Source organism: Vibrio sp. QJM3NY_39 (genome assembly GCF_057785895.1).
In genome coordinates, this window is sequence record NZ_CM173506.1 from 1,750,094 (window position 1) to 1,772,477 (window position 22,384).

The 22,384-nt window shown below is 43.2% G+C and carries 18 protein-coding genes; 4 read left to right on the plus strand and 14 right to left on the minus strand.

Annotated elements, in window-relative coordinates; translation table 11 throughout:
* Positions 1-254: 254 nt before the first annotated feature.
* Both gcvT and AC3CHU_RS23660 read right to left on the minus strand, forming a co-directional pair.
* The gene (gene gcvT, locus AC3CHU_RS23655) at positions 255-1,388 is read right to left on the minus strand and encodes a glycine cleavage system aminomethyltransferase GcvT (protein ID WP_488525827.1); all 1,134 of its coding nucleotides are present in this window, start codon (positions 1,386-1,388) and stop codon (positions 255-257) included.
* 494 nt (positions 1,389-1,882) lie between these two features.
* A complete protein-coding gene (locus AC3CHU_RS23660) occupies positions 1,883-2,506 on the minus strand; it encodes a helix-turn-helix domain-containing protein (protein ID WP_017082298.1) in 624 nt (207 codons plus the stop codon).
* 441 nt (positions 2,507-2,947) lie between these two features.
* On the opposite strand from AC3CHU_RS23660, the gene AC3CHU_RS23665 reads away from it, so the two are divergent.
* From AC3CHU_RS23665 to gcvP, 3 genes are all read left to right on the plus strand, one after another.
* Entirely contained in the window at positions 2,948-4,240 is a 1,293-nt protein-coding gene (locus tag AC3CHU_RS23665; protein ID WP_017105928.1) for a serine hydroxymethyltransferase, read from the plus strand.
* A 51-nt stretch (positions 4,241-4,291) separates the two neighbouring features.
* The gene (gene gcvH / locus AC3CHU_RS23670) at positions 4,292-4,672 is read left to right on the plus strand and encodes a glycine cleavage system protein GcvH (protein WP_004730871.1); all 381 of its coding nucleotides are present in this window, start codon (positions 4,292-4,294) and stop codon (positions 4,670-4,672) included.
* Between the two features lie 88 nt (positions 4,673-4,760).
* The gene (gene gcvP / locus AC3CHU_RS23675; RefSeq protein ID WP_488525828.1) at positions 4,761-7,640 is read left to right on the plus strand and encodes an aminomethyl-transferring glycine dehydrogenase; all 2,880 of its coding nucleotides are present in this window, start codon (positions 4,761-4,763) and stop codon (positions 7,638-7,640) included.
* Between the two features lie 343 nt (positions 7,641-7,983).
* Here the strand turns inward: gcvP and AC3CHU_RS23680 are convergent, their stop codons facing one another.
* Together AC3CHU_RS23680 and AC3CHU_RS23685 are read right to left on the minus strand one after the other, a co-directional pair.
* On the minus strand, positions 7,984-8,259 hold the full coding sequence (locus AC3CHU_RS23680; RefSeq protein WP_102555074.1) for a hypothetical protein: 276 nt from the start codon (positions 8,257-8,259) through the stop codon (positions 7,984-7,986).
* Positions 8,260-8,404: 145 nt separating this feature from the next.
* A complete protein-coding gene (locus AC3CHU_RS23685; RefSeq protein WP_114635396.1) occupies positions 8,405-8,980 on the minus strand; it encodes a hypothetical protein in 576 nt (191 codons plus the stop codon).
* Positions 8,981-9,386: 406 nt separating this feature from the next.
* Here AC3CHU_RS23685 and AC3CHU_RS23690 point away from each other — a divergent pair, with 406 nt between their 5' ends.
* The gene (locus tag AC3CHU_RS23690) at positions 9,387-10,769 is read left to right on the plus strand and encodes an MATE family efflux transporter (protein ID WP_488525829.1); all 1,383 of its coding nucleotides are present in this window, start codon (positions 9,387-9,389) and stop codon (positions 10,767-10,769) included.
* Between the two features lie 97 nt (positions 10,770-10,866).
* Here the strand turns inward: AC3CHU_RS23690 and AC3CHU_RS23695 are convergent, their stop codons facing one another.
* From AC3CHU_RS23695 to AC3CHU_RS23740, 10 genes are all read right to left on the minus strand, one after another.
* Entirely contained in the window at positions 10,867-11,427 is a 561-nt protein-coding gene (locus AC3CHU_RS23695; protein WP_171310558.1) for a type II secretion system protein, read from the minus strand.
* A 361-nt stretch (positions 11,428-11,788) separates the two neighbouring features.
* Positions 11,789-13,315 (minus strand): methyl-accepting chemotaxis protein, encoded by a 1,527-nt coding sequence (locus AC3CHU_RS23700; RefSeq protein WP_488526332.1) that lies wholly within the window; start codon positions 13,313-13,315, stop codon positions 11,789-11,791.
* Positions 13,316-13,769: 454 nt separating this feature from the next.
* Positions 13,770-14,396, minus strand: coding sequence for a LysE family translocator (locus AC3CHU_RS23705; RefSeq protein ID WP_488525830.1), 627 nt, complete (start codon positions 14,394-14,396; stop codon positions 13,770-13,772).
* Positions 14,397-14,666: 270 nt separating this feature from the next.
* Complete coding sequence (locus AC3CHU_RS23710) at positions 14,667-15,527, minus strand: delta-class carbonic anhydrase (RefSeq protein ID WP_488525831.1); 861 nt, start codon at positions 15,525-15,527, stop codon at positions 14,667-14,669.
* Positions 15,528-15,881: 354 nt separating this feature from the next.
* Positions 15,882-16,343, minus strand: coding sequence for a hypothetical protein (locus tag AC3CHU_RS23715; RefSeq protein WP_488525832.1), 462 nt, complete (start codon positions 16,341-16,343; stop codon positions 15,882-15,884).
* A 136-nt stretch (positions 16,344-16,479) separates the two neighbouring features.
* Positions 16,480-16,857, minus strand: a complete 378-nt coding sequence (locus AC3CHU_RS23720; RefSeq protein WP_488526333.1) for a VOC family protein — start codon at positions 16,855-16,857, stop codon at positions 16,480-16,482.
* 200 nt (positions 16,858-17,057) lie between these two features.
* Positions 17,058-19,100, minus strand: coding sequence for a M4 family metallopeptidase (locus AC3CHU_RS23725; RefSeq protein ID WP_488525833.1), 2,043 nt, complete (start codon positions 19,098-19,100; stop codon positions 17,058-17,060).
* 393 nt (positions 19,101-19,493) lie between these two features.
* Complete coding sequence (locus AC3CHU_RS23730; RefSeq protein WP_488525834.1) at positions 19,494-19,850, minus strand: YbbD-related protein; 357 nt, start codon at positions 19,848-19,850, stop codon at positions 19,494-19,496.
* A gap of 222 nt (positions 19,851-20,072) precedes the next feature.
* On the minus strand, positions 20,073-21,137 hold the full coding sequence (gene trpS / locus AC3CHU_RS23735) for a tryptophan--tRNA ligase (RefSeq protein ID WP_488526334.1): 1,065 nt from the start codon (positions 21,135-21,137) through the stop codon (positions 20,073-20,075).
* Between the two features lie 251 nt (positions 21,138-21,388).
* Positions 21,389-22,189 (minus strand): hypothetical protein, encoded by an 801-nt coding sequence (locus tag AC3CHU_RS23740; protein WP_488525835.1) that lies wholly within the window; start codon positions 22,187-22,189, stop codon positions 21,389-21,391.
* Positions 22,190-22,384 lie beyond the last annotated feature (195 nt).

The following is a 22,384-nucleotide window of genomic DNA, read 5'->3' on the forward strand; positions in this document are numbered from 1 at the left end:
CTTGTAACCACTACGACTTATTTATAAAAATGATGTGTGGCACCATAACACGGCATAGCCCTGAGTATAGTAAGTAATTGTAACGATATAGCCACATATCTCATTTTATAAACGAATTTATAAACAACTTACCTCAGCTCATCATCTTAAGTTTTATACGTTGCGAAAAACAAAAAAGCCTACCGTCAAACATCTTAGTATAAAGAGGTAAACAATAGGCTTTCGTTAGGTTTGGTATTTTCTCTTAGGAGAGATTAGCCACGGTAGTAACGTTGAGGTACGAATGGCATTTTTTCTACTGTCATAGGTAATTTCTTACCACGAACTTCAGCGAATAATTCAGTGCCAATTACCGCTAAGTCAGTACGAACATAAGCCATAGAAACGGGCTTACCAGCGTTAGGACCCGCAGTACCGCTTGTTACTACGCCAATCTTGTTATCTTCAGCATCAAACAATTCAGCGCCTTCACGTACTGGCGCTTTAGTTTGACCAATTAGGCCAACACGCTTACGTTGAACATCTTTAGTCACAAGTTGCTCAAGGATAATATCAGCGCCTGGGAAACCGCCTGCACGTTCACCGTCAGTACGACGAACTTTTTGAATACCCCATAGAAGGCTAGCTTCTACTGGTGTTGTCGTTGTGTCTAGGTCATGACCGTATAGACATAGACCACATTCAAGACGAAGTGAGTCACGAGCACCAAGGCCGATCCACTCTACTTCTGCTTCTGATGTTAGTTTACGAGCAAGTGCTTCAGCGTGATCGTTAGGTACTGAAATCTCGTAGCCATCTTCACCTGTGTAGCCACTGCGGCTCACGATGCACTCTACACCATCGATATCGACTTTTTGAACATCCATGAACAGCATGTCTGCAACACTTGGTTGGAAACGAGCTAAAACTTCAGACGCTTTAGGGCCTTGAAGTGCTAATAGAGCGCGATCATCAATCACTTCCATTTCTACGTCAGCTGGAAGGTGCGCAGTTAGGTGGTCGATATCTTGTGTTTTACAAGCCGCGTTAACAACAACAAACAAGTAATCGCCTAGGTTAGCCACCATCAGGTCATCCATAATGCCACCCTGCTCGTTAGTAAAGAACGCATAGCGCTGCTTACCAGAAGGAAGGTCAATAATATCTACAGGAACCAAAGATTCTAAGACAGCTGCTGCGTTTACGCCATGAAGACGAAGTTGCCCCATGTGAGAAACATCAAAAAGACCGGCAGCATCACGAGTGTGTAAGTGCTCTTTCTTTACACCTAGTGGATACTGAACTGGCATATCGTAGCCAGCGAAAGGAACCATTTTTGCACCCTCTTCAACATGAAGTGCATGCAGTGGTGTTGTTAGTAGGTCTTGATTAGCGTGTTCTTGAGTCATTTTCTTCTCCATGAAGCGTTGCAGGCTGTCCAAAGTCGAGTCTGCCGCTTATATCTCTATTTAGAGTCGCCTCTAACGATAAGTATCATCATTAGTCACCTCAGCATATTCGCGTTAGTCACCTTGACGTCTTAACTTTAGAAACAGTAGATAGTAAAAAGTGATGTCTTTGATATAGGCTTATATCGTTAGCTTGATAAATCAGGTTAGCTGTACAAAAGCTCTACAAGTCACTTTCTAAGAATTCACTTCAGTAAACTTCAATCAACATGAGTAAACCGTGTTCACTATAATAAACAAGCATGAGTCAGTTTTACACCCTTAACAATAGTAAAACAGTTCAAAATGTGACATTTAACAATTTAAAAACAATTTTCTGATACATACAAAAACGCGATATTGATGATTATCACATCAATATCGCGTCTTTTGAACAACGTTAGAAACAAAAGCAAACGGTTGTATTCACTATAAGAAATTCCAACTTTGTTAATTTATTTTGCTGTCACCCACAAAATGAGCGCGTCTTCTGCGCTGGTCGAGATAAGCATGTGACCCATATTGGCATCGTAATACATGCTATCACCTTCACTCATTGGCACAGGTTCATAGAATTCTGAGTAGAACATCACATCACCAGAGATGATCATCAAAAACTCTTCACCGTCGTGACGTACCCAATCGTTATACTCTTCAAAAGTACGCGCTCTCACGCGACTCTTAAAGGGCATCATCTTCTTATTAGACAGCTCTGTTGCAAGCAGTTCATGCTCGTACGTTGGGGTTGGGTGAGGTTTACCTTGACCGGCCTTAGTTAAGTCACGACGCCCTGTTGCGACCTTTTTCCTTGGTGGCTCAAACAGTTGGGGCATATTTATTTGTAAGCCCATCGCTAGCTTTTGCATCGCTTGGAAGGTTGGAGAGATTTGCTCGTTCTCAATTTTGCTGAGCGTAGAGCGAGCTAAACCAGTACGTTGGCTCGCTTCTTCTAACGTAATCCCAAGCTTGCCGCGGATATCTTTAATGCGCTGGCCAAGCCTAAGTGGTTCGATATTCTGGTCTAACGTTTCCTTCGCCAACGTTAAAGATGGGTACTCATCATAAATGTCTTCTGACATAGGTCCCTCATTAAATTCTTGCTTCCTGTCTATTAATTTCATTGTTGCATGAAGCGCTTTGTTGATTAAAGAGCACACACAGAAATAAAGCGTGCTCCCCGTAGCAAAACAAGAAAAGTAGTTTCCTATTGGAAATTTTTGTTGAAAATTGATTTTATCGGAGCTATGTTATCGACTTGTTAGATGAAGAGATGCTACTTCAGCTTGCAGCAAATGATAGATTTAACATTTGTAAGAGCTGTTTTTTACCCGAACTTTTTGGGAAACAATTCGTGCTGCATTGACCCTACAACGATCGCTTAGACGCTGTAAGAGTATATTTATAACGCAATTCACGTTTATCTATACCTATATAGCGCAAACGATACCGATGCAGAAATCAACTTAAGACCTAATGGACTATAAAAACAATCACCATTAGCTTAATGAAAGGTCTCGACAATGAACGCTTACCAAAACCATAGCTTAGACAGTTTTTTCACTACGAACTTATCTGGTACTGATGACGCAGTATTTGCTGGAATCCAAGCAGAGAACACTCGTCAAAACGAACAAATCGAACTTATTGCTTCTGAGAACATCGTTTCTAAAGCAGTAATGCAAGCTCAAGGCACTTGCCTAACCAACAAATACGCAGAAGGCTACCCAGGCCGTCGCTACTACGGTGGTTGTGAGCACGTAGATACCGTTGAAGCTATCGCGATTGAACGTGCTAAACAGCTGTTCAAATGCGAATATGTAAACGTACAGCCTCACTCTGGCGCTCAAGCAAACGGCGCAGTTAAACTTGCCCTACTTCAACCTGGCGACACGATCCTAGGTATGTCTCTTGACGCTGGTGGGCACCTTACACACGGTGCGCGCCCTGCAATGTCTGGTAAGTGGTTCAACGCAGTTCAATATGGCGTAGACCGCGAAACTCTAGAAATCGATTACGAAGCGGTTCGCGCTTTAGCAATCGAAAGCCAACCTAAAATGATTATTGCTGGTGGTAGTGCTATCCCACGTGTTATTGATTTCGCTAAGTTCCGTGAAATTGCTGACGAAGTTGGCGCTATCCTAATGGTTGATATGGCACACATCGCGGGTCTTATCGCGACAGGTGCTCACCCTAGCCCACTACCACACGCACACGTTGTTACAACAACAACGCACAAAACACTTCGTGGCCCACGCGGCGGTATGATTCTTACGAACCACGAAGACATCAACAAAAAAATCAACTCTGCAGTGTTCCCAGGCCTTCAAGGCGGCCCACTAATGCACGTTATCGCGGCTAAAGCAGTGGCGTTTGGCGAAGCACTTGGCCCAGAATTTAATACTTATATTGATTCAGTGATCGACAACGCAAAAGTTCTTGCTGAAGTGTTGCAAACTCGCGGTTGTGACATTGTGACTGGCGGAACAGACACGCACCTAATGTTGGTTGACCTTCGTCCTAAGGGCTTGAAAGGTAACGTAACTGAAGAAGCATTAGAGCGTGCAGGGATCACATGTAACAAAAATGGCATACCATTCGACACAGAGAAGCCTATGATTACTTCGGGTATTCGTTTAGGTACGCCAGCTGGAACCAGTCGTGGTTTTGGCACTGAAGAATTCAAACTTATCGGTGAATGGATCGGCGATGTACTTGATGGCTTAGTTGAAAGCCCTGAAGGCAACGCTGAAGTTGAGCAACGTGTTCGCAAGCAAGTTAAAGAGCTTTGCAAACGCTTCCCTCTTTATCGTTAAACCGTTTTTAAGATTTAAATTAAAACCTCATAAATTTTTGGAGAATAAGCAATGGACAATACACTAAAGTTTGCAGACAGCCACGAGTGGGTAAAAGACAACGGTGACGGTACTGTAACTATCGGTATTTCTGAGCACGCTCAAGAGATGCTAGGTGACGTTGTGTTTGTTGACCTGCCTGACACTGGAGACGAAATCGAAGCTGGCGAAAGCTTCTCTCTAGTTGAATCAGTGAAAGCAGCTTCTGATATCTACGCACCAATCTCTGGCGAAATCGTAGAAATCAACGAAGAATTAGAAGATAGCCCAGAGTTAATTAACGAAGAATCTTATGAAGGTGGTTGGATTGTTAAAGTGAAGATGTCTGATGCGTCTGAACTAAACAACCTTAAAGATGCGGAAGAATACCTAAGCTCTATCGAAGAAGACTAATAGGTTCCTCATTACGATAAAGCTGCTCTTTGGAGCAGCTTAATTTTAGGGGCTAGCTCACGGCTCCAAAGAGAAAGTAGAACATATCATGACTGAATTACTTCAAAGCCAATTACTAAAAGACTTGGGTACTCAAAACGAGTTTGTTGCTCGTCATAACGGCCCAAATAAAGCAGACCAGCAGAAAATGCTTGATGCGATCAACGCGACTAGCTTAGACGCACTGATCGACGAAACGGTTCCTGCACAAATCCGTCTTGAAAAACCAATGACACTTGCTGCGCCACTGAGCGAAATGGACATGCTGACCTCTCTTAAAGAGATCGCTAACCTAAACCAAGTGAAACGTACCTTCATTGGCCAAGGCTACTACAACACATTCACTCCAAACGTTATTCTACGTAACGTTTTAGAGAACCCAGGCTGGTACACAGCTTACACACCATACCAACCAGAGATTTCTCAAGGTCGCCTTGAAGCTCTACTCAATTACCAACAAATGGTAATGGACCTTACCGGTATGGAAATCGCGAACGCATCCCTTCTTGATGAAGCGACAGCGGCTGGCGAAGCAATGACACTGTGTAAGCGTGCTGGCAAAAGCAAGAGCAAAGTATTCTTCGTTGCTGACGATGTTCACCCTCAAACACTAGAAGTTGTTAAAACTCGTGCTGAGTACATCGGCTTTGAAGTAATGGTTGGTGCTCTTGAAACACTTCCAGAGCAAGACGTATTTGGTGCGCTTCTTCAATACCCTAGTTCAACGGGTGAAGTTCGTGACCTAACAGACATCATTGCGAAAGCTCAAGCTAACAAAACACTGGTTACAGTGGCTACTGACCTACTTGCTTCTGCTCTACTTAAGCCTGCTGGCGAAATGGGCGCGGACGTAGTAATCGGTTCAGCGCAACGTTTCGGTGTTCCTATGGGTTACGGCGGTCCACACGCTGCATTCATGGGTACTCGTGAAAAGCATAAGCGTACAATGCCAGGTCGTGTCATCGGTGTATCTATCGATACTCACGGTAACCAAGCGCTACGTATGGCAATGCAAACTCGTGAGCAACACATCCGCCGCGAGAAAGCGACATCGAACATCTGTACAGCTCAAGCACTTCTAGCAAACATGGCGTCTTTCTACGCGGTTTACCACGGTGCAGAAGGCCTACGTACTATTGCTCGTCGTACACACCACATGACAGCTATCCTAGCGGCTGGCCTGACTAAATCGGGTTACGAGCTAACGAACAACAGCTTCTTCGATACCATCACGATCAACTCTGAAGAGAAGACAGATGCACTGTACGCGAAAGCGCAAGCAGCAGACATCAACCTTCGCCTTCTTAAAGGTAAGATCGGTATCAGCTTGGATGAAACAACAACGATCGACGACGTGAACTCACTGTTCGCAATCTTCGACGTGAAAGAAGACGTTCAAGCACTATCTTCTGACATTGCATCAAACGAGTTTGCAGCAATTCCAGAAAACTGCCGTCGTGAATCAGAGTTCCTAACTCACCCAGTATTCAACACGCACCACAGCGAAACGCAAATGATGCGTTACCTAAAACAGCTAGAGAACAAAGACTTCTCACTAACGCACGGCATGATCCCTCTGGGGAGCTGTACGATGAAGCTGAACGCTGCTGCTGAGATGATTCCAGTAACATGGCCTGAGTTTGGTTCTATTCACCCATTCGCACCTCTAGAGCAAGCGGCTGGTTACACGGCACTAGCAAAAGATCTTAAAGAGAAGCTATGTGAAATCACTGGTTACGACGATTTCTCACTACAGCCTAACTCTGGTGCATCTGGTGAATACGCGGGTCTAATCGCGATTCAACGTTACCACGCAAGCCGCGGTGAAGCTCACCGTAACGTTTGTCTGATTCCAAGCTCTGCGCACGGTACTAACCCTGCAACAGCATCAATGGTTTCAATGAAGGTAGTGGTTGTTAAGTGTGATGAAGATGGCAACATCGACATGACAGACCTAGCAGCGAAAATCGAGAAGCACAAAGAAAACCTATCGAGCATCATGATCACTTACCCTTCTACGCACGGCGTATACGAAGAGCAAGTGAAAGAAGTGTGTGAACAAGTACACGCAGCGGGCGGTCAGGTTTACCTAGACGGCGCGAACATGAACGCTCAAGTAGGCCTAACTTCACCTGGCTTCATTGGTTCAGACGTATCTCACTTGAACCTACACAAAACATTCTGTATCCCACACGGTGGCGGCGGTCCAGGTATGGGTCCTATCGGTGTTAAATCGCACCTAGCACCTTTCCTACCAGGTCACATCGAAAACGGTGTACAAGGTTCGGACTACGCGGTATCAGCAGCAGATCTAGGTAGTGCTTCAATCCTACCTATCTCTTGGGCTTACATCGCAATGATGGGCGAACCTGGCCTAACAGACGCAACGAAAGTAGCGATTCTGAACGCGAACTACGTGATGGAGAAACTACGTCCTCACTACCCTGTTCTTTACCGTGGCACTAACGGCCGCGTAGCGCACGAATGTATTATCGATATTCGTCCACTTAAAGAAGACACAGGCATCAGCGAAGAAGATATTGCTAAGCGTCTAATGGACTTCGGTTTCCACGCGCCTACGATGTCTTTCCCAGTAGCTGGCACATTAATGGTAGAGCCAACTGAATCAGAAGATTTAGAAGAACTAGACCGTTTCTGTGAAGCGATGATCGCAATCCGTCACGAAATGACAGCAGTGAAAGCCGGTGAATGGCCACTAGACAACAACCCTCTAGTGAACGCACCGCACACACAAGTTGACCTTTCAGGCGCAGAATGGGATCGCCCTTACTCTCGCGAACTGGCTTGCTTCCCATCAAAAGCAACCAAGAACTCGAAGTACTGGCCAACAGTTAACCGTGTAGACAACGTATACGGCGACCGTAACCTAATCTGCTCTTGCCCAAGCATCGATAACTACGAAGACTAATTTTTGTAGATTTTAGATAAACAAAAGCGAACCACTTGGTTCGCTTTTTTGTTTTTCGGGTTCCAGATTATATGACTAAGAAAGCATTGACCTTACCGTAAGGGAAAGGTTTAAGGTTGAGTGAAACCAACGATGAATTAGGAACTGATTATGGGATGTTGCAATAAAGCGCCAAAAGGTGGAGCCCCTCTTGGCTTGCTTCTAAAAGTAACGCTTGGGATTGGTCTTTTTGTTTTTCTACTGGCTTTGTGGCAGTAGGGCGCAGATACGGCACTAGGTTTGAAGTTACTGATAGATGGATAGCGCCAAATTTATATTGGCGCCATAGTCGTTTGTTATAACACTATGTCAGCAGTTCGCGTTTAACTCTTTGAAACTCTCCACCACGGTTCGGGAATACGAGATAGACACGAAATGCCAAGTTTTCACTTACCATAGGAAAAAATATTTCAATCGCTTGCTTTTCTTCATCAATATTAAAGTGTTGTATCTGTTCTTTATTGAGATACGTTTCACCTCTTGAATTATATGAAAGCCCAATAGTTGCAGCATACCAATCCCCAGATTGATCTTGTACGCCACCATCCTTGACTACAATTTTTATTAGTTTTTTATTCATTTTTTATCCTTTTAATACCAACTCAGTACAAAATTTATCGTTGTGTTATAACGCTAAGCTAAGTAGCGCTTGCGTTGAACTTATCAAGCCCAACAAACTTCAAACCAAAAGCGCCATAGATTATTGCGTCTGCTTAAGCTACTTGTTAGCTTTTGACCTCAGGTACTGACGCAATAAAGACTTGAATAGCCATACTATCTACGCTGAATATCAACGCAACAATAATTGCATACAACCATACCTTCGATTCATCTCGAGCAAAACGTCTTGCTAGTTTAAAGAAAAGGATGCCGTATAAAGCAAAAACGAAAGCCACTACAATCATAACAATAAAGGATACAAGCCTTGGGTAGTCGTAAAGGTATGACTTCATTGTATATGTCAAAACAATAATAAAGAGCCCGACAGTAGCTACATTGGTGTAATGTGCCAATATAGCATCGAATTTAGTTAGTTTTTTATATGGTTCCGGGTCAGTATGCTTAAATACCCACCGCTCCACATTAATACCACCGAATGTTGCTATCAACGCTGAAAAAACTAAAACGGCTAATAATACCAGTAAAACAAAAAGCTTAACTGAACTTAATCCCCAATCGCTGATAAGCAGGTTATTGTTATTTAAAGCTGCACCGCCAAAATAAAGTACCGCTAAAACTATCGACAATAGCTTCCCGCCAATAAGCTTGGCGATATAATCTCTACCATCGTCCTTAGTCATTTATACTTACTCCACATGTATTGAAAAACCTAATAGTTCTTAGACCGAAAAAATCCCGCATCTAAATACAGAATCTTACTCTCTAGTTCCTTATGCCACCAATTGTACTAGCCTTTGTCTTTCCATAACAATCACTTATACCGTTAGCTTAGTGATTAGCGTGGCAAATATAGAATTTATCTTTCTCGAATGATTCCCAATAAATCATTAACTTACGTGCGTTGGAGCTGTGTTTTGACCATCCGAACCTATCCGTATCTCGGAGCAAGTGAAACTCTATAAATCCAAAGCTTGACCCTATACGGTAAGGTGTTTATATTGTCGCCCGCCCAACGGGGCACATCCTAAAATGCACACCGGCCATCCTGCCATCATTCGTGTATTTATATTGGTGTTGTGAACTTCCATGCTAACGAAATTTCGTCCTTTTACTCGTGAATCGGGTGCGCTTATGCATCTTTCGATTCCAATCATTTTGACTCAAATAGCTACCCAAGCAATGGGATTTGTCGATACGACAATGGCTGGCCAAGTAAGCCCTGCCGATCTCGCCGCTATTGCACTTGGCACCAGTCTTTGGATTCCTGTATTGCTGTTACTGCGTGGCGTGATTATGGCATTAACGCCTGTTGTCGCTTACCACCGCGGTTCACGTGACTTCCAGAGTATCTCTGTTGAATTCTTCCAGATGGTTTGGTTGGCATTAATCGCGAGTGTGCTACTTATCGCTTACTTGGTGAGTGCGAAACCGATCTTAGAATGGATTGGGGTAGCCGCTGAGATCATCCCTATCGGCAGCGATTATGCCTTTGCCCTAGCCTTCGGTGTTCCGGGAATTGCCCTGTTCTACACCTTGAATGGCTTCTGTGAGGGTATGAACAACACCAAAGTACCAATGATTATTTCGGTGGTTGGGTTGTTAGTGAATATTCCGGTCAACTACGTACTTATCTACGGTAAGTTCGGCTTCCCTGAAATGGGCGCTGTAGGTTGTGGTTGGGCAACAAGTTTGGTGTATTGGTTAATGTCGGGAATGCTGTATTCCTACATTAAAGGTCACCACCACTACAAAACCATCATCAACTTTTCAGATGCAAAACCAAAAGCTAAAGAAATGCTTCACCTTCTAAGATTAGGTTTACCTATCGGGATGAACATCGCGGTATGTGGCAGTATCTTTGCGGTAATCGCTCTGATGATTGGTCGTATTGGTGCAGAGAACGTGGCAGCCGCACAAATTGCACTTAACATTTCTAGCCTGACTTACGTGATTCCAATGAGTATTTCGTTTGGCATTACGATTCGTGTTGGACATGCATTAGGTGAGAAAGACGAACTAGGCGCAATTGAACGCAGCAAAGTCGGTATTTTGGTTGCAGCTTTGATTTCATTGCTTTCAGTTGCGATGTTCCTTCTGTTCCCTGAGTGGATCATTAGGCTTTACACCACCGACCCTGCAATTAGCGCAACGGCAGCGGTATTGTTGACCTTTACGGCGATGTACCAATTCAGCGATGCATTGCAAACGTCTGCTAACGGTGCATTACGTGGCTATAAAGACACTAAGATCCCAATGATCTTAGCTATCGCTTCATACTGGGGCTTAGCACTACCACTGGGCATGGTATTGGGCTTAACAGACCACATTGTTCCTGCAATGGGTGAAGAAGGCTTTTGGATTGGTATTCTAACGGGCTTGAGCGTTTCAGCGACACTGATGTTAATTCGCTTGCGATACGTGATTAAGAAGCGTGACTTACCACCAGCAGATGCAGCAATAGCAAACTAAGATAAAACATTAAATTAATACAAAAAAGCTCGTTACTACCAATCCGTAATAACGCGCTTTTTTATTGAATTTCTATAAGTCAGTTAATGTGTTTGGGTTAACATTCGTCATTCACTACACGAACTGTACATTCACATCCTTCATCAGGACATTTACTATTATCCACTCGACCGAAAGAATCATAGATAACATAACAACCTGGAGGAAGATTTGCGTCTATAATATTACTTCTGTCGAGGTCCTCGTCACTGAATGAATGAGTGTATCCGATAACAGTGTGACGGTTCCCAACAGCCGACGTTAAGCTGTTGTCTTCAGATAACGTAAGAAAGTCAATCATCTTTAGTTCGTCACCTTCATCACCTTCACTTTCTGGACAAAGCGTTCCCCAATCGACTTCAACTCGGCCAATACCAAAATCGATCACATAGTTACTTTGGTCTGTTGAGCTTGTTGCAGATGGATCTAGTCCAGCAATAATAGCCTTAGAGGTTACTTGTGTGATCACCCCTTCCATCGCACCCGCAACCCCCTCTAGTACCGCTTCTCTTGCTGACTCTTGAATATTGAGGAACCTTGGGGCTGCTGTAACGGCCAATACTCCGAGTATCACGATCACAATGATTAATTCCATTAAAGTAAATCCGTTTTTCTTCATAACACCCACATCAACTGACAACTACAGATACAATTACTGAATGAATTATCAATAACTATACATCGTGATGAGATGCGGAACACCCTATGTGTCGCGTCAAGCCTGCTGTTTAGTCGATTTTTAGACCTTGCGCATGGGAGGATAAAAATTAGCGCCTTACTGTCGCTGTCTTATTTGATCGCGTTGTTCTAAATAGGCCAAATTGTCTCGACATTACACTGCAGATACATTCTTCATTTCTGTTGCACTCTATCGGAGTATCTGCGTCTGCATGTCGCAAAAAAATAGCGCTCATGTATGACATAAGCGCTATTCAATAACTGGAGACTCACACATCTCTTAAAGAGATATGTTGGGCAATCTATATTTTAAATGAGCCGACATAACGATCGAGAACTTGTGACAACTCTGCCAGCTGCTGGCTCGATTGCTCTAACTTCTCGCTTGCGCTCAAACCGTTTTTGACTGAGCTATTAACCGTATCCATATTCATATTAATTTCATTCGCTACCGCTGATTGCTGCTCCGTTGCCGTTGCGACTTGCGTATTAATATCAAGAATAGCCAAAACTTGCGTTGAAATTTTTTCCAAAGCTTGGCGAGCCATTTCAGTTTCAGTCGTACCCTCTTCAATTAGGTTCTTGCTATTACTCATCGAGCTAACAGCGTTCTTAGCTTCGGTTTGAAGTTGGTTGATCATAGTGTCAATTTCATCGGTCGACTGCGCGGTTTTTGTCGCTAGGTTACGAACTTCGTCAGCAACAACCGCAAAGCCTCGACCAGCCTCACCAGCACGCGCAGCTTCAATTGCAGCATTAAGTGCCAGCAAGTTCGTTTGCTCAGAGATACCTCGAATAACATCAAGAATAGTACCGATCGACTGGGTATTATCAGCAAGGCTAACAATGATGTTAGAAGCACTATTCATTTCGGCTTCAAGATTTGCAATCGAATTTGTGGTCTTCTCGATCGTCTTATGACCTTCTTGAGTTTCACTTGCCGCCATGTTTGCCGCGCTTGCAGCACCAGCCGCGCTAGACGCAATTTCATTAACTGTGGCGATCATTTCATTCATAGATGTCACGACCAACATGGTTTGTTCGTTCTGCTCTTGTCCTCTTTGCAATGCTTGCTGTGACTGCTCACGAAGCCCAATAGCGGTGCTATTTAATTCAACACCCGTATTCACTGTTTGAGTAATAATCTCGTGCACCTTGCCAACGAACACATTGAAAGCCGATGAGATTTGAGCAACTTCGTCATTCCCTTTGATAGGCAAGCGTACTGAGAGATCACCATCACCTTCAGAAATATCGTGTAATGTGTTTTTCAATACTAAGAGAGGCTGCATCAGTTTGCTAAGAAGAAGCGATAGAACAACGAGACAAACAACAAAAATGAAAACCATTGAAGCAAGCTGGTAGCTAATAATGCCATTCGTTGCTTGGCTAACCTCTGTGATAGGGATACCGATATCAAAAGTACCGTACAGCTCACCGTTGACGTAGATAGGTGCCATGATGTCAAACACCCACACTTGTTGAACATCAGCGTACCATTTTGAAAACTGTTGTACGCCTTTGGTCGCGCCTTTAACGGTATAGCTATCTTCATAAACTTTATTCAATTTATTTTTGTCGCTGTGAGCAATAGCACTTACGTTGCTATCAATAACAATGGCATAAGTGACATCAGATCGTTGTTTCAGCTCGCCCACCAGCTTTTGTAAATCTTGAACTGGATTGTCCGAATTCTCTAAGATATACCCAGCATTCCCAGCCAAAAATTCAGCTTGAACTTGAGATTTGTTCAATATTATCTCATCAATTTTTTCGCTTGAAATGAAATAAGTTGACGCCATACTCGCAGCGACGGCAATGCCAAACATAATAAAAACGGCAAATAGGATTGTTTTCTTCATTTAGGTTGTCTCGACGCAAGTTTGTTAAAAGTTCTCTAAAGGTTTCAAAAAGCGAAACCAAAGCTCGCACGTTTTATCTCGTGTTAGAGCTCGCCTCTATTCCTTTATCTGTAAAAAGCCCGATAACTTTAGCCAAATCATGCGAAAAACATATGTTAATCACGACTTCTTAACATATGGGCGAATTCAACACGGAACCGGCACTTGGAAATCTGATTAATAAGTAAAGTCGTCGCTTAATCATTACATTTGAATAAAGAGTCGATTTCGCGTATTGAACCAGAGAACTGGCATCTTGTGGAATGTTAGGGCTTGGCGTAAACCGTTTACCTAATAGTGCTTAATATTCTCGCTTCTAGTTGGTGCAATAACACAAAAAAGGCGAACCATTGGGTTCGCCTTTCTACATGAAGAATCGTGTTTATCGATTTATCGCCAAATATGAGCCAGCAGCAATCATTATTCCACCTGCACTTTGATTTAACCTTTTATGTGCACGTGGCGTTTTCAGTAAACTGGCCATTCTGCCCGCGCCCATTGCAATGAGCATTAATCCAGACATCAGAGCAATAGCCGCTAAAACAGAAACCAAGACGATGTCTTGTGAGCGCAAAACAGTCAGGTCGACGAAGGTCGGCAAAAATGAAATATAAAAGAGAATCACTTTAGGGTTTGATGCTGAGATCAAAAAGCCTTGTGCGAAACTGGCGAGTTCTGATTTTTGACTTTGTTTGGCAGCGAGCTCCGCTGAGCCTTGCACTTCCGGTAGGCTCTTAAACATCTTGTAGCCTAAGTAAATCAAATAAGCCGCACCAACGTAGCGAATTACCTCAAAAGCAAACGACCAGTTCTCAGCAATCGTCGCTAGACCAAAACAGGCAAGCGCAAGATAGATAAGATCACTGCATATCATCCCTAACGAGAGAGTGATGCACTTTCGCCAACCGTTAACCATGCCACGAGCTAAAATGGCAAACACGCCAGGCCCCGGAGTAATACCAAATATAAACATGGCAATAAAGAATGTAATCGCACCTTCTAATGACATTGGACTGTCCTTATCTATAACCCAACATAATTGATCATGAACGTATCATGGAGCTTCGATTCGGGTAAAGAACGTTTTTGACTAAGCACGTTTAACACAACTCATGTTTAGAATAAGTGTCACATGTAATTTCCCCGCTAAACCTAAGCCTAAAACTGAAACTGAAACTTAAACTTAAACTTAAACTAAGCGTTTTTCGTTAAGACACAAAAAAGGCAAACCTAATGGCTCGCCTTTGAAAAATATTGATTACAAATCAACGTAACAAGATTAGTTCGCTATTGGTGACAACAACTCTGGGTTTACAACTATGTTTCTCACACCATGCGCGTGATCTTCGTTGAAGTCATTGCCTTCACACCAACTGCCAACCGTCGCAATGTTTACTTTCGCAACTTGCGGTCTCACGCTCCATGTTACTTGGAACGGTGAACCTTGCTCATTGTAACCAGGGCCCGTTGTAGAGCCTGCGTATTGAATCGCTGAGCCCGTATTTTGTGGAATATTTGGAGCTTGGTTTAAACCGTTGACTTTAGAGTGTTTCGCTAATGCTTCGAAGTCGAGAGCTTTGTCGTCATTAACTAATACATAGACTTGAGTTTCAACACGCAATTGTGGATTGGTAATCGCATCGTTAAAACAAGCGCCCAGTGTTTCACCCGGTTCAACTTGTGCTGTCGAGTACACATAATGCACCTCAATAGTATCTCCCGAGTGAAGAGAACCATGATCACTTGGACAAACCTTTTGATCGAATGGATTAAGCTCAGCAGCACTTAACTTACCTGTGTATTTGAAACCACTTTGGAAGCCCTTGCCATCACCATTGCCAGCGTATTGAGTAAACTCACCACCTTTATGCTCAGCATTTTTATGGAAGTGAATATTACATAAGTTCATCGCTGTTGAATCAGGGGCATCCGAAAACAATCTGGTATTTGTTCCTTCTAATGAACCCAAATCTCGTGGGGCTTGCGGGCCAAAACCTTGCCCTTGGGTGTTTTCAGAAAGCTTCGCTCTTTGTTCTGCGATAACACCATCTGAGACAGACTCATGGTTCGCGCTAGATGCATTTGCTTGAGCAGATAACATCACCATCGCGACGCTTAAAAACACACTCTTGTTGTTCATATTTCTTCCCTAGAATATTGATAACTAAACCGAACCTAACAGCAAACATCTTACTATGCTCACATATGAATATAAGAGTTGTCTTTGTAAGATTAGATTTCATTGCTTACTTTCGGATGAGTATTAGAACCCCTGATGCATATAACAAGTCAAACACGTTAAATTCGGCGAGTCCCTTCCAGAACTAATAATTTCCTATTTTCGTTAACCGTCGCTTGACTCAAACGCTCAGATAAGTGAACACGATGATTAGGCGCAACGCTGGCTAGATTTAGAAGATCAAAAAAGGCGAACCACTGGGTTCGCCTTCATCGCTTCATTCTATCTATTAGGTTGGCGTTCTTGGTTAACGGTTTAACCATTACCGGTGGCAAATATCCCAAACGTCATGACGTTCAATGCATCTGTCACGCCCTCTAGTGATTTAATCACGGTCTTAGTCGGTTGGTTATGACGAATAAAATAGCTTCCGATGCCTTTCTCACCGCCACTCTTAGCATCGCTTTCTGTTGTTTCTGTCGCTGCTACTTGAGAAGGTTCCACTGATTCTAGCTCTGCATTGGCGTGAGTTATCGTGTCTTTATTTGAATCAAGGTTAGTGAGTGGTTGATGATTAACGATTGATTCAGGGGAAGAATTAACGCTGGTCTCAGCATTTGTATCCTTTGAAATCTCGAGATTACTCTGTCCCTCTACGCTTTTCGACATAGCGTCTTCGTTGCTCAATGTATTGTCGTCTAGCTGATTATTACTCGTTGAAGAACAAGCTGTTAAGAAAAATAGGCTAACGATGAATATGAGTAAGTTTCTCATCATAGTGATAAAGCACGAATTAATAAAACATCGTTCGATTGTAATTTATTTGGTTAACTACATCCAGCACCAAGCAGCGTAAAAGTGAAATGTCATGTACTTGAAGAGTAAAGAAAAGCGTACGATTGTAGGTCTATAACTAATAATTCGAGACTTCAATCAGGTTGCCATCAGGATCTCGAATATAAACAGAGACAATGTTTCCCGTCGCACCGGTTCGCTGTACTGGCCCCTCTTCTATCATGACGCCTTGCGCTTGGATATGCTCTATTACCTCCGTCATCGGTATATTGGTAACAAAGCAGAGATCTGCACTACCGACCTGCACATGCCTTGCCTTTGGCTCGAACTCGCTACCACTGAGGTGTAAATTGATCTTCTGCGTCCCAAATGACAACGCCAACCTGCCCTCGCCAAATTCGATAGGCTCCATTCCAAGTACCCGTTGGTAAAAATCGACCGTAACTTGTAAATCTTTCACGGTTAACACCAAGTGATCCAAATGACTGATTTCCAATTTAATCATCCTTGTTTCGTCGTTACTGAATGTCGCATGTTAAATGCCGAATAAGCCTAAGCCACATACTCTAATGTTGGACGTGCTAACACAAGATCAGCATACATCTTCACCTCTCACTTTGAACGAATGAAGGGAGCACAGACTGCGCTCCCTTCTCATCAGTTTTAGTTAACTTAAATCACTTTAAGTCGTTCTAGCTAGTAACAAGAACCTTCAAATACCCAGTACCAATAATTGTTGAACGGATCAGCCCCCCAGTTATCCGCAGACGCTGAGAATCTGTTGCCATAATATTGAATTACCGTACCTGCTGGATAATAGTAATTTGGGTTCCACTCTTGAAGGTTATCGCACAAGCCTTGTGGCTCAGGTTCTGGTTGAGGCTCAGGCTGAGGGAATTCAAACTCTGCGCTAACGGCAACGTAAGCATCCATTGAGCTTTGAGCCCCGTCCACCAGCACGTAGATATCCTCACCTTGTATACCACCAAAACCACAATATTCATTGTTATCTGAGTTGGTTGAAGAGCAATCGTAGTCGCTTAGTGACGCAGGTCGACCGATTGCGACATACAAGTCAACGTTACCGTAACCATGGTAAGTCTGAATCCAAGCATCACTTCCTGGTGCATTCTTTAGAACGAACTGTTGCTGCTCATCATCACCACTCACAATTGGTGTTGGCACGTTTATCTCTAGTTCCACGACACCAGGTGTTGGAGTTGGAGGATTAGGGTTCGGATTTGGCTGACCAGAGCCACAGTGTTGTACATCAATACCCACTTCGCTAAACGCAGATTTCACTGCAGAGGTCTCATAACCAAGCTTTTCAGCTGCTTTGCACACCCCGTTGGCACCTTGTTGGAAATCCGAGTTTGGTGTCCAGTAAAGTTGGTTAGCGGTTGCGTAAGCCTTAAACGCTTTTTTGATATCCCAACTGTTGCTCGTTGCGAGGTGGTAGAATGCTTTATTAAAAATCCCCGAACTATGGTGAACATCAATGCCATTGTAATACTGGTTGATGTGACCGATAGACATACCATCTTGACTTGGGTTAATGAAATAACGCATCGCATCACTATGCTTCATTACATGCTCGCCCATCTTCCAATTGAAAGTGCCATTTACATATTCACTAAGCGCCGCAGCAGCCACATCAGAGAACGACTCGTTCATTCCGCCCGACATACCACGATACTCAAGGTTTGAGTTTTGTTCAGTAAAGCCGTGACTCACCTCATGAGCAATCACGTCCCACGTAGCTAGTGGGTACATAGATTGGTTGCCATCACCAAACGTCATTTGGCGGCCATCCCAAAACGCGTTTCCATAGTTAGAACCGTAGTGAACACGCATAGTAAGCTTTTGCTGAATAGGACGCGTGCTCAACCAATCTTGGTACATGTCAAACACACGTTGACCAAAGTAGTGTGCGTCGTTCATTGGCGCATACGCACCGTTCACTGCGCGATAATTATTGACGTTCTTACCGTAATTCCCGTTGCAGCTAAATTGATGAATTTGCCCTGAGCCTTGTTGGTTGTTCATGTTCATAGTCACAACGTTTTGGCTGTCCATCTGGCAATATGAGTTTACTTGGAATCCACCATACTGAGTGTTCGGGCCGAAGTAGTAGCGGCCGCTCTTCTGGTTTCCACCAGGGCCTTCTGCCTCGATGAACGCAATGCCTTCCCATTGGTCAAGTAGCTCGCCAGATTTTGCATCTACAAGAGTAATTGGTCGTGAAGGTCCCATACCTTTTGTTTGTAGGAAATCAACCTTATAAATAAGACGTGCTTGTTGCTGTTCATCAGGCCAAATTCCAAGTTCAGTATTTGGACTGTGAATGGTCGCTGCCGCTACACCTTGATATTGTGATTTTGCAATAGCGAGCGCTTGCTGAGCGTTGATCATTGGCAATGTTGAACCGATATCAGCTTCGATATCCGTTAACACTTGTCCATCTACTGCTTTAGCAATGCCCTTCTGGGAAAGATCAACCACTACCGATTGACCGTAAACCGGAATCCCATAGTGGAGTTGTTTCTTACGGAGGAGTGTTGTTGTACCAGTATCCACACGACTTGCATCTTGGTAAGCAAGTGGTTGGCTTGCAGCGGTAAAACCCTGTGTTGTTTGATTGATTACTGTAGATAAATCGACTTGCGAGTAGTCGACAACATTGGCAGCTTGAGAAGTAAACGCTATCGGAAATAGCATTAGTAAATGTGCACCACGCATACGTCACCTTTATAATTATGTTTTTATAAATTCACCCGCTGGATTAGCGCGCATCTTAACGATAGAAACTCCATATAATTAAATACACATAATTGCATATGTGATATCGATTCAGAACATAGTTCCTAGTGCAATTAAAAATGAGAATGGCACTCAAAAACCAATAATTTCTTATACTTACCAACAACTCAACAAATAGACCTAAAATATGAAGGGGTATCTGATTTTCGATGATATGCACAAATTTCATGCTTCAAATCGTTACGAGATTCAGTATCGATATCGATTTTTAAATAACAACACCAACTCACCCTCACAAGATTCAACTCCCGCAGTCACAAAAGATGGTATCGAGTAAAATAATGATGAGGGTGTGTTGGCGGTGTTTAGGACTTAGTGTTTGGTTTTGTTGAGCGTGTAAGTGACCAAGCTATCGTCCGCTATCTTAAACATCCAAGTATTATCGTTGTCGGTAAACAGATACTCATCCTTTGACGGGGTTCGCGTCAGCTTAGCGATGAACTCGGATAACTGAGGCTCGTATATACGAAAACTCCCTTCAGAGGTGTTGATGTCTAAGTCGTTATTCAATTCAATCTGCGACGTTGAGCTAGGCAAGATATCGGGCAACCAACCTCTATCAAACAAACGATCTTGTTGAGCCAGTTCGTAAGTTGCGTACTCGTCACTGACCACGTCAGAACAGCCCGAGGCTAGAAGTAAGATTGGGAGTAATAATTTGGTTTTCATTTAGTTCCATCATTTGAAGACAAGGCCTCATTCACTCGCCCAGCCATAAAAGCATGAAAAAATCGGCAAACGAGTAACAAGTGCCGTTACAAAAGCGATGTTATAAATTAATCACTATTCCCATTCAACGTAATTGACTTTATTTACATATAAACCACACTTAAACCATTGATAATTTGAATGTTAAGCACCAGCATTTGTGTGCTATAAATAGCCTTGCAATCAGAGTATATTCAGCCCAAACACGCCCTTTATATCAAACAATACATTTGCTGTTCTTTCTCTCGATACCTGCGTGCCTTCGCGTAAAATATCAATTAACTGTGCCTTGTCATCTAACAATTCAGCTCTGCGTGCCCTAATAGGACGAATCATCTCTTGCAGGCACTCTTCCAACACTTTCTTAGTTTGTCCATCGCCTAGCCCACCTCTTTGATAATGCTCTTTTAGCTGACTGACATAGTTAACGTCTTTGTGAAATGCATCAAGATAAGTGAACACGATGTTCCCTTCTACCTTGCCTGGGTCTTCAATTCGTAGATGGTTTGGGTCGGTATACATGGATTTGACTGCAGCTCTGATCTCTTTCTCTGTCGCACCAAGATTAATGGCGTTGCCCATCGATTTAGACATCTTACTTTTACCATCAGTACTAGGTAGGCGAGATGCATTGCTGAGAAGCGGTCTGCATTCATTCAAGATTGGTTTGCCAGCGAGCGAATTCACTTTCCTTACTACCTCATTGGTTTGTTCTAACATCGGTAATTGATCATCGCCAACAGGCACTAAAGTCGCGTTAAAAGCAGTGATGTCTGCCGCCTGTGAGATTGGATAAGTGAGGAAGCCTGCTGGAATTGAACGTCCAAACTCTTTGTTCTGAATCTCGCTTTTGACCGTCGGATTGCGTTCCAAGCGAGCGATAGAAACAAGATTGCTGTAGAACATGGTGAGCTCAGCTAACACCGGCAACTGTGATTGCAAACAAATCGTGGTCTTGGTCGGGTCGATACCCACCGCAAGATAGTCAGCGACTACATTGAGAATGTTGGAAGAAACCTTCGAAGGATTATGGGCGTTGTCGGTAAGCCCTTGCATGTCAGCGACCAATATCGTTTGGTCGTGAATGTGCTGCAAAGAGACTCTTTGTTTAAGTGAACCGACGTAATGACCCAAATGCAAAGGCCCAGTAGCTCTATCACCAGTCAGAATAATTTCAGGTTTGTTGGTATTGTTCTTGCTGCCAGTATGGCCGTTGCTGTCGATATGGCTGTTTGAGTTGGTATTAATGGTGTATCTCCAAGTTAGAAAAGCTACTGGAGATAAAAAGAGGCGACATTTTTTATGACATTCTTAGCTACCGTCCAGCAGCTAAAGAATGTAAGTATTCCGTGCTGCTCTATTGAGAGCACCACCAAAAGAAAATTGAAGTTGAAGCAGAATTAAATTTCATGGTTAAAACCTATCAACAATACAGACGAGCGACAACTGTTATTTACGCGCACCAGGAAAATAGGTCTTAAGATTAACAGGTTATAGGCTTAATCTTTACCGGAACACAGTTCAGTAATTCGGTCACACATGGCTTGATTGACCGTGAAGTGGGTGTTGAGAAATTCTAATTGGGTAAGTGCCGATTCAGCCGTGCGCTCGTAACCTTGGGTAAAGGTTGGTAGCAATTGAGCAAACTTAGGAAAGCGTGTTTCTAGCCTTCTATCCGACATAAATTCATCAACGAATTCAGGCTCAGAATGTTCAGTTTGATCCACAAGATCGATCAAACGATCAAGTGCGTAAGATTGAACGAACCGACTGCCAGACAGCTTTTCGCCTCGGTTATAACGAGACATGCCGACATAAAGATTGGTTAGTGCCTCACCAATGATCCACTCTTGGGAGTTAGTGTGTGCCTCCCCTTTTACTGGTGGAACACAACACTGCGTATCAAATTCAGGTTGCTGCCAAACAATGCGCCCTTCAGCAAATGGAATATGCGCTAACTCATGGGATTCAAACACCGCAAATTCGCAAAAGATTCCGTCAGCGTATAAGACTTTATAGCCATCGACGGTGTTTCTCACCGCGTAGTCGATTGGGTGAATATCAGATAGCCAATGCAAGCAGTCTAAGAAAGACTGCTTATGCCCCGTTTGTACTATCGCGAAAAAATCGACATCTGAATACTGATCAAGTCGCTCCGTTTCAATACCTACGGAGCCCAATCCCAGTAAAGCATGAGCCTTACCCGATGCTTCCAAAGACTCCCCAATCGCATCTAAACGCTGGAGTAATTTTTCTGGTGTATTTATGTGTCTTGTCTGCATCACTTTATCCGTTTGCATTGCTAAATCCCTATCAAGTTGAATGCCACTCAACCTAACTGATAGTTAGAACATCTAAGAAGCCTAATTTATAAAATATGCGTTTCGGATAACGATCTGCGCAAGTTATTGTTTGAATTACGGTGGGAATTGGAGATGAGAAAGAGTGTGTTCAAGCTATAAACACCACTCTTCTCTCCTGACTTATCTGTTTAA

Bases quoted from the DNA above. Each gene is read 5' to 3' on its own strand.
- gcvT (WP_488525827.1), bottom strand. From the start codon at position 1,388: ATGACTCAAGAACACGCTAATCAAGACCTACTAACAACACCACTGCAT.
- AC3CHU_RS23660 (WP_017082298.1), bottom strand. From the start codon at position 2,506: ATGTCAGAAGACATTTATGATGAGTACCCATCTTTAACGTTGGCGAAG.
- AC3CHU_RS23665 (WP_017105928.1), top strand. From the start codon at position 2,948: ATGAACGCTTACCAAAACCATAGCTTAGACAGTTTTTTCACTACGAAC.
- gcvH (WP_004730871.1), top strand. From the start codon at position 4,292: ATGGACAATACACTAAAGTTTGCAGACAGCCACGAGTGGGTAAAAGAC.
- gcvP (WP_488525828.1), top strand. From the start codon at position 4,761: ATGACTGAATTACTTCAAAGCCAATTACTAAAAGACTTGGGTACTCAA.
- AC3CHU_RS23680 (WP_102555074.1), bottom strand. From the start codon at position 8,259: ATGAATAAAAAACTAATAAAAATTGTAGTCAAGGATGGTGGCGTACAA.
- AC3CHU_RS23685 (WP_114635396.1), bottom strand. From the start codon at position 8,980: ATGACTAAGGACGATGGTAGAGATTATATCGCCAAGCTTATTGGCGGG.
- AC3CHU_RS23690 (WP_488525829.1), top strand. From the start codon at position 9,387: ATGCTAACGAAATTTCGTCCTTTTACTCGTGAATCGGGTGCGCTTATG.
- AC3CHU_RS23695 (WP_171310558.1), bottom strand. From the start codon at position 11,427: ATGAAGAAAAACGGATTTACTTTAATGGAATTAATCATTGTGATCGTG.
- AC3CHU_RS23700 (WP_488526332.1), bottom strand. From the start codon at position 13,315: ATGTTTGGCATTGCCGTCGCTGCGAGTATGGCGTCAACTTATTTCATT.
- AC3CHU_RS23705 (WP_488525830.1), bottom strand. From the start codon at position 14,396: ATGTCATTAGAAGGTGCGATTACATTCTTTATTGCCATGTTTATATTT.
- AC3CHU_RS23710 (WP_488525831.1), bottom strand. From the start codon at position 15,527: ATGAACAACAAGAGTGTGTTTTTAAGCGTCGCGATGGTGATGTTATCT.
- AC3CHU_RS23715 (WP_488525832.1), bottom strand. From the start codon at position 16,343: ATGATGAGAAACTTACTCATATTCATCGTTAGCCTATTTTTCTTAACA.
- AC3CHU_RS23725 (WP_488525833.1), bottom strand. From the start codon at position 19,100: ATGCGTGGTGCACATTTACTAATGCTATTTCCGATAGCGTTTACTTCT.
- AC3CHU_RS23730 (WP_488525834.1), bottom strand. From the start codon at position 19,850: ATGAAAACCAAATTATTACTCCCAATCTTACTTCTAGCCTCGGGCTGT.
- AC3CHU_RS23740 (WP_488525835.1), bottom strand. From the start codon at position 22,189: ATGCAAACGGATAAAGTGATGCAGACAAGACACATAAATACACCAGAA.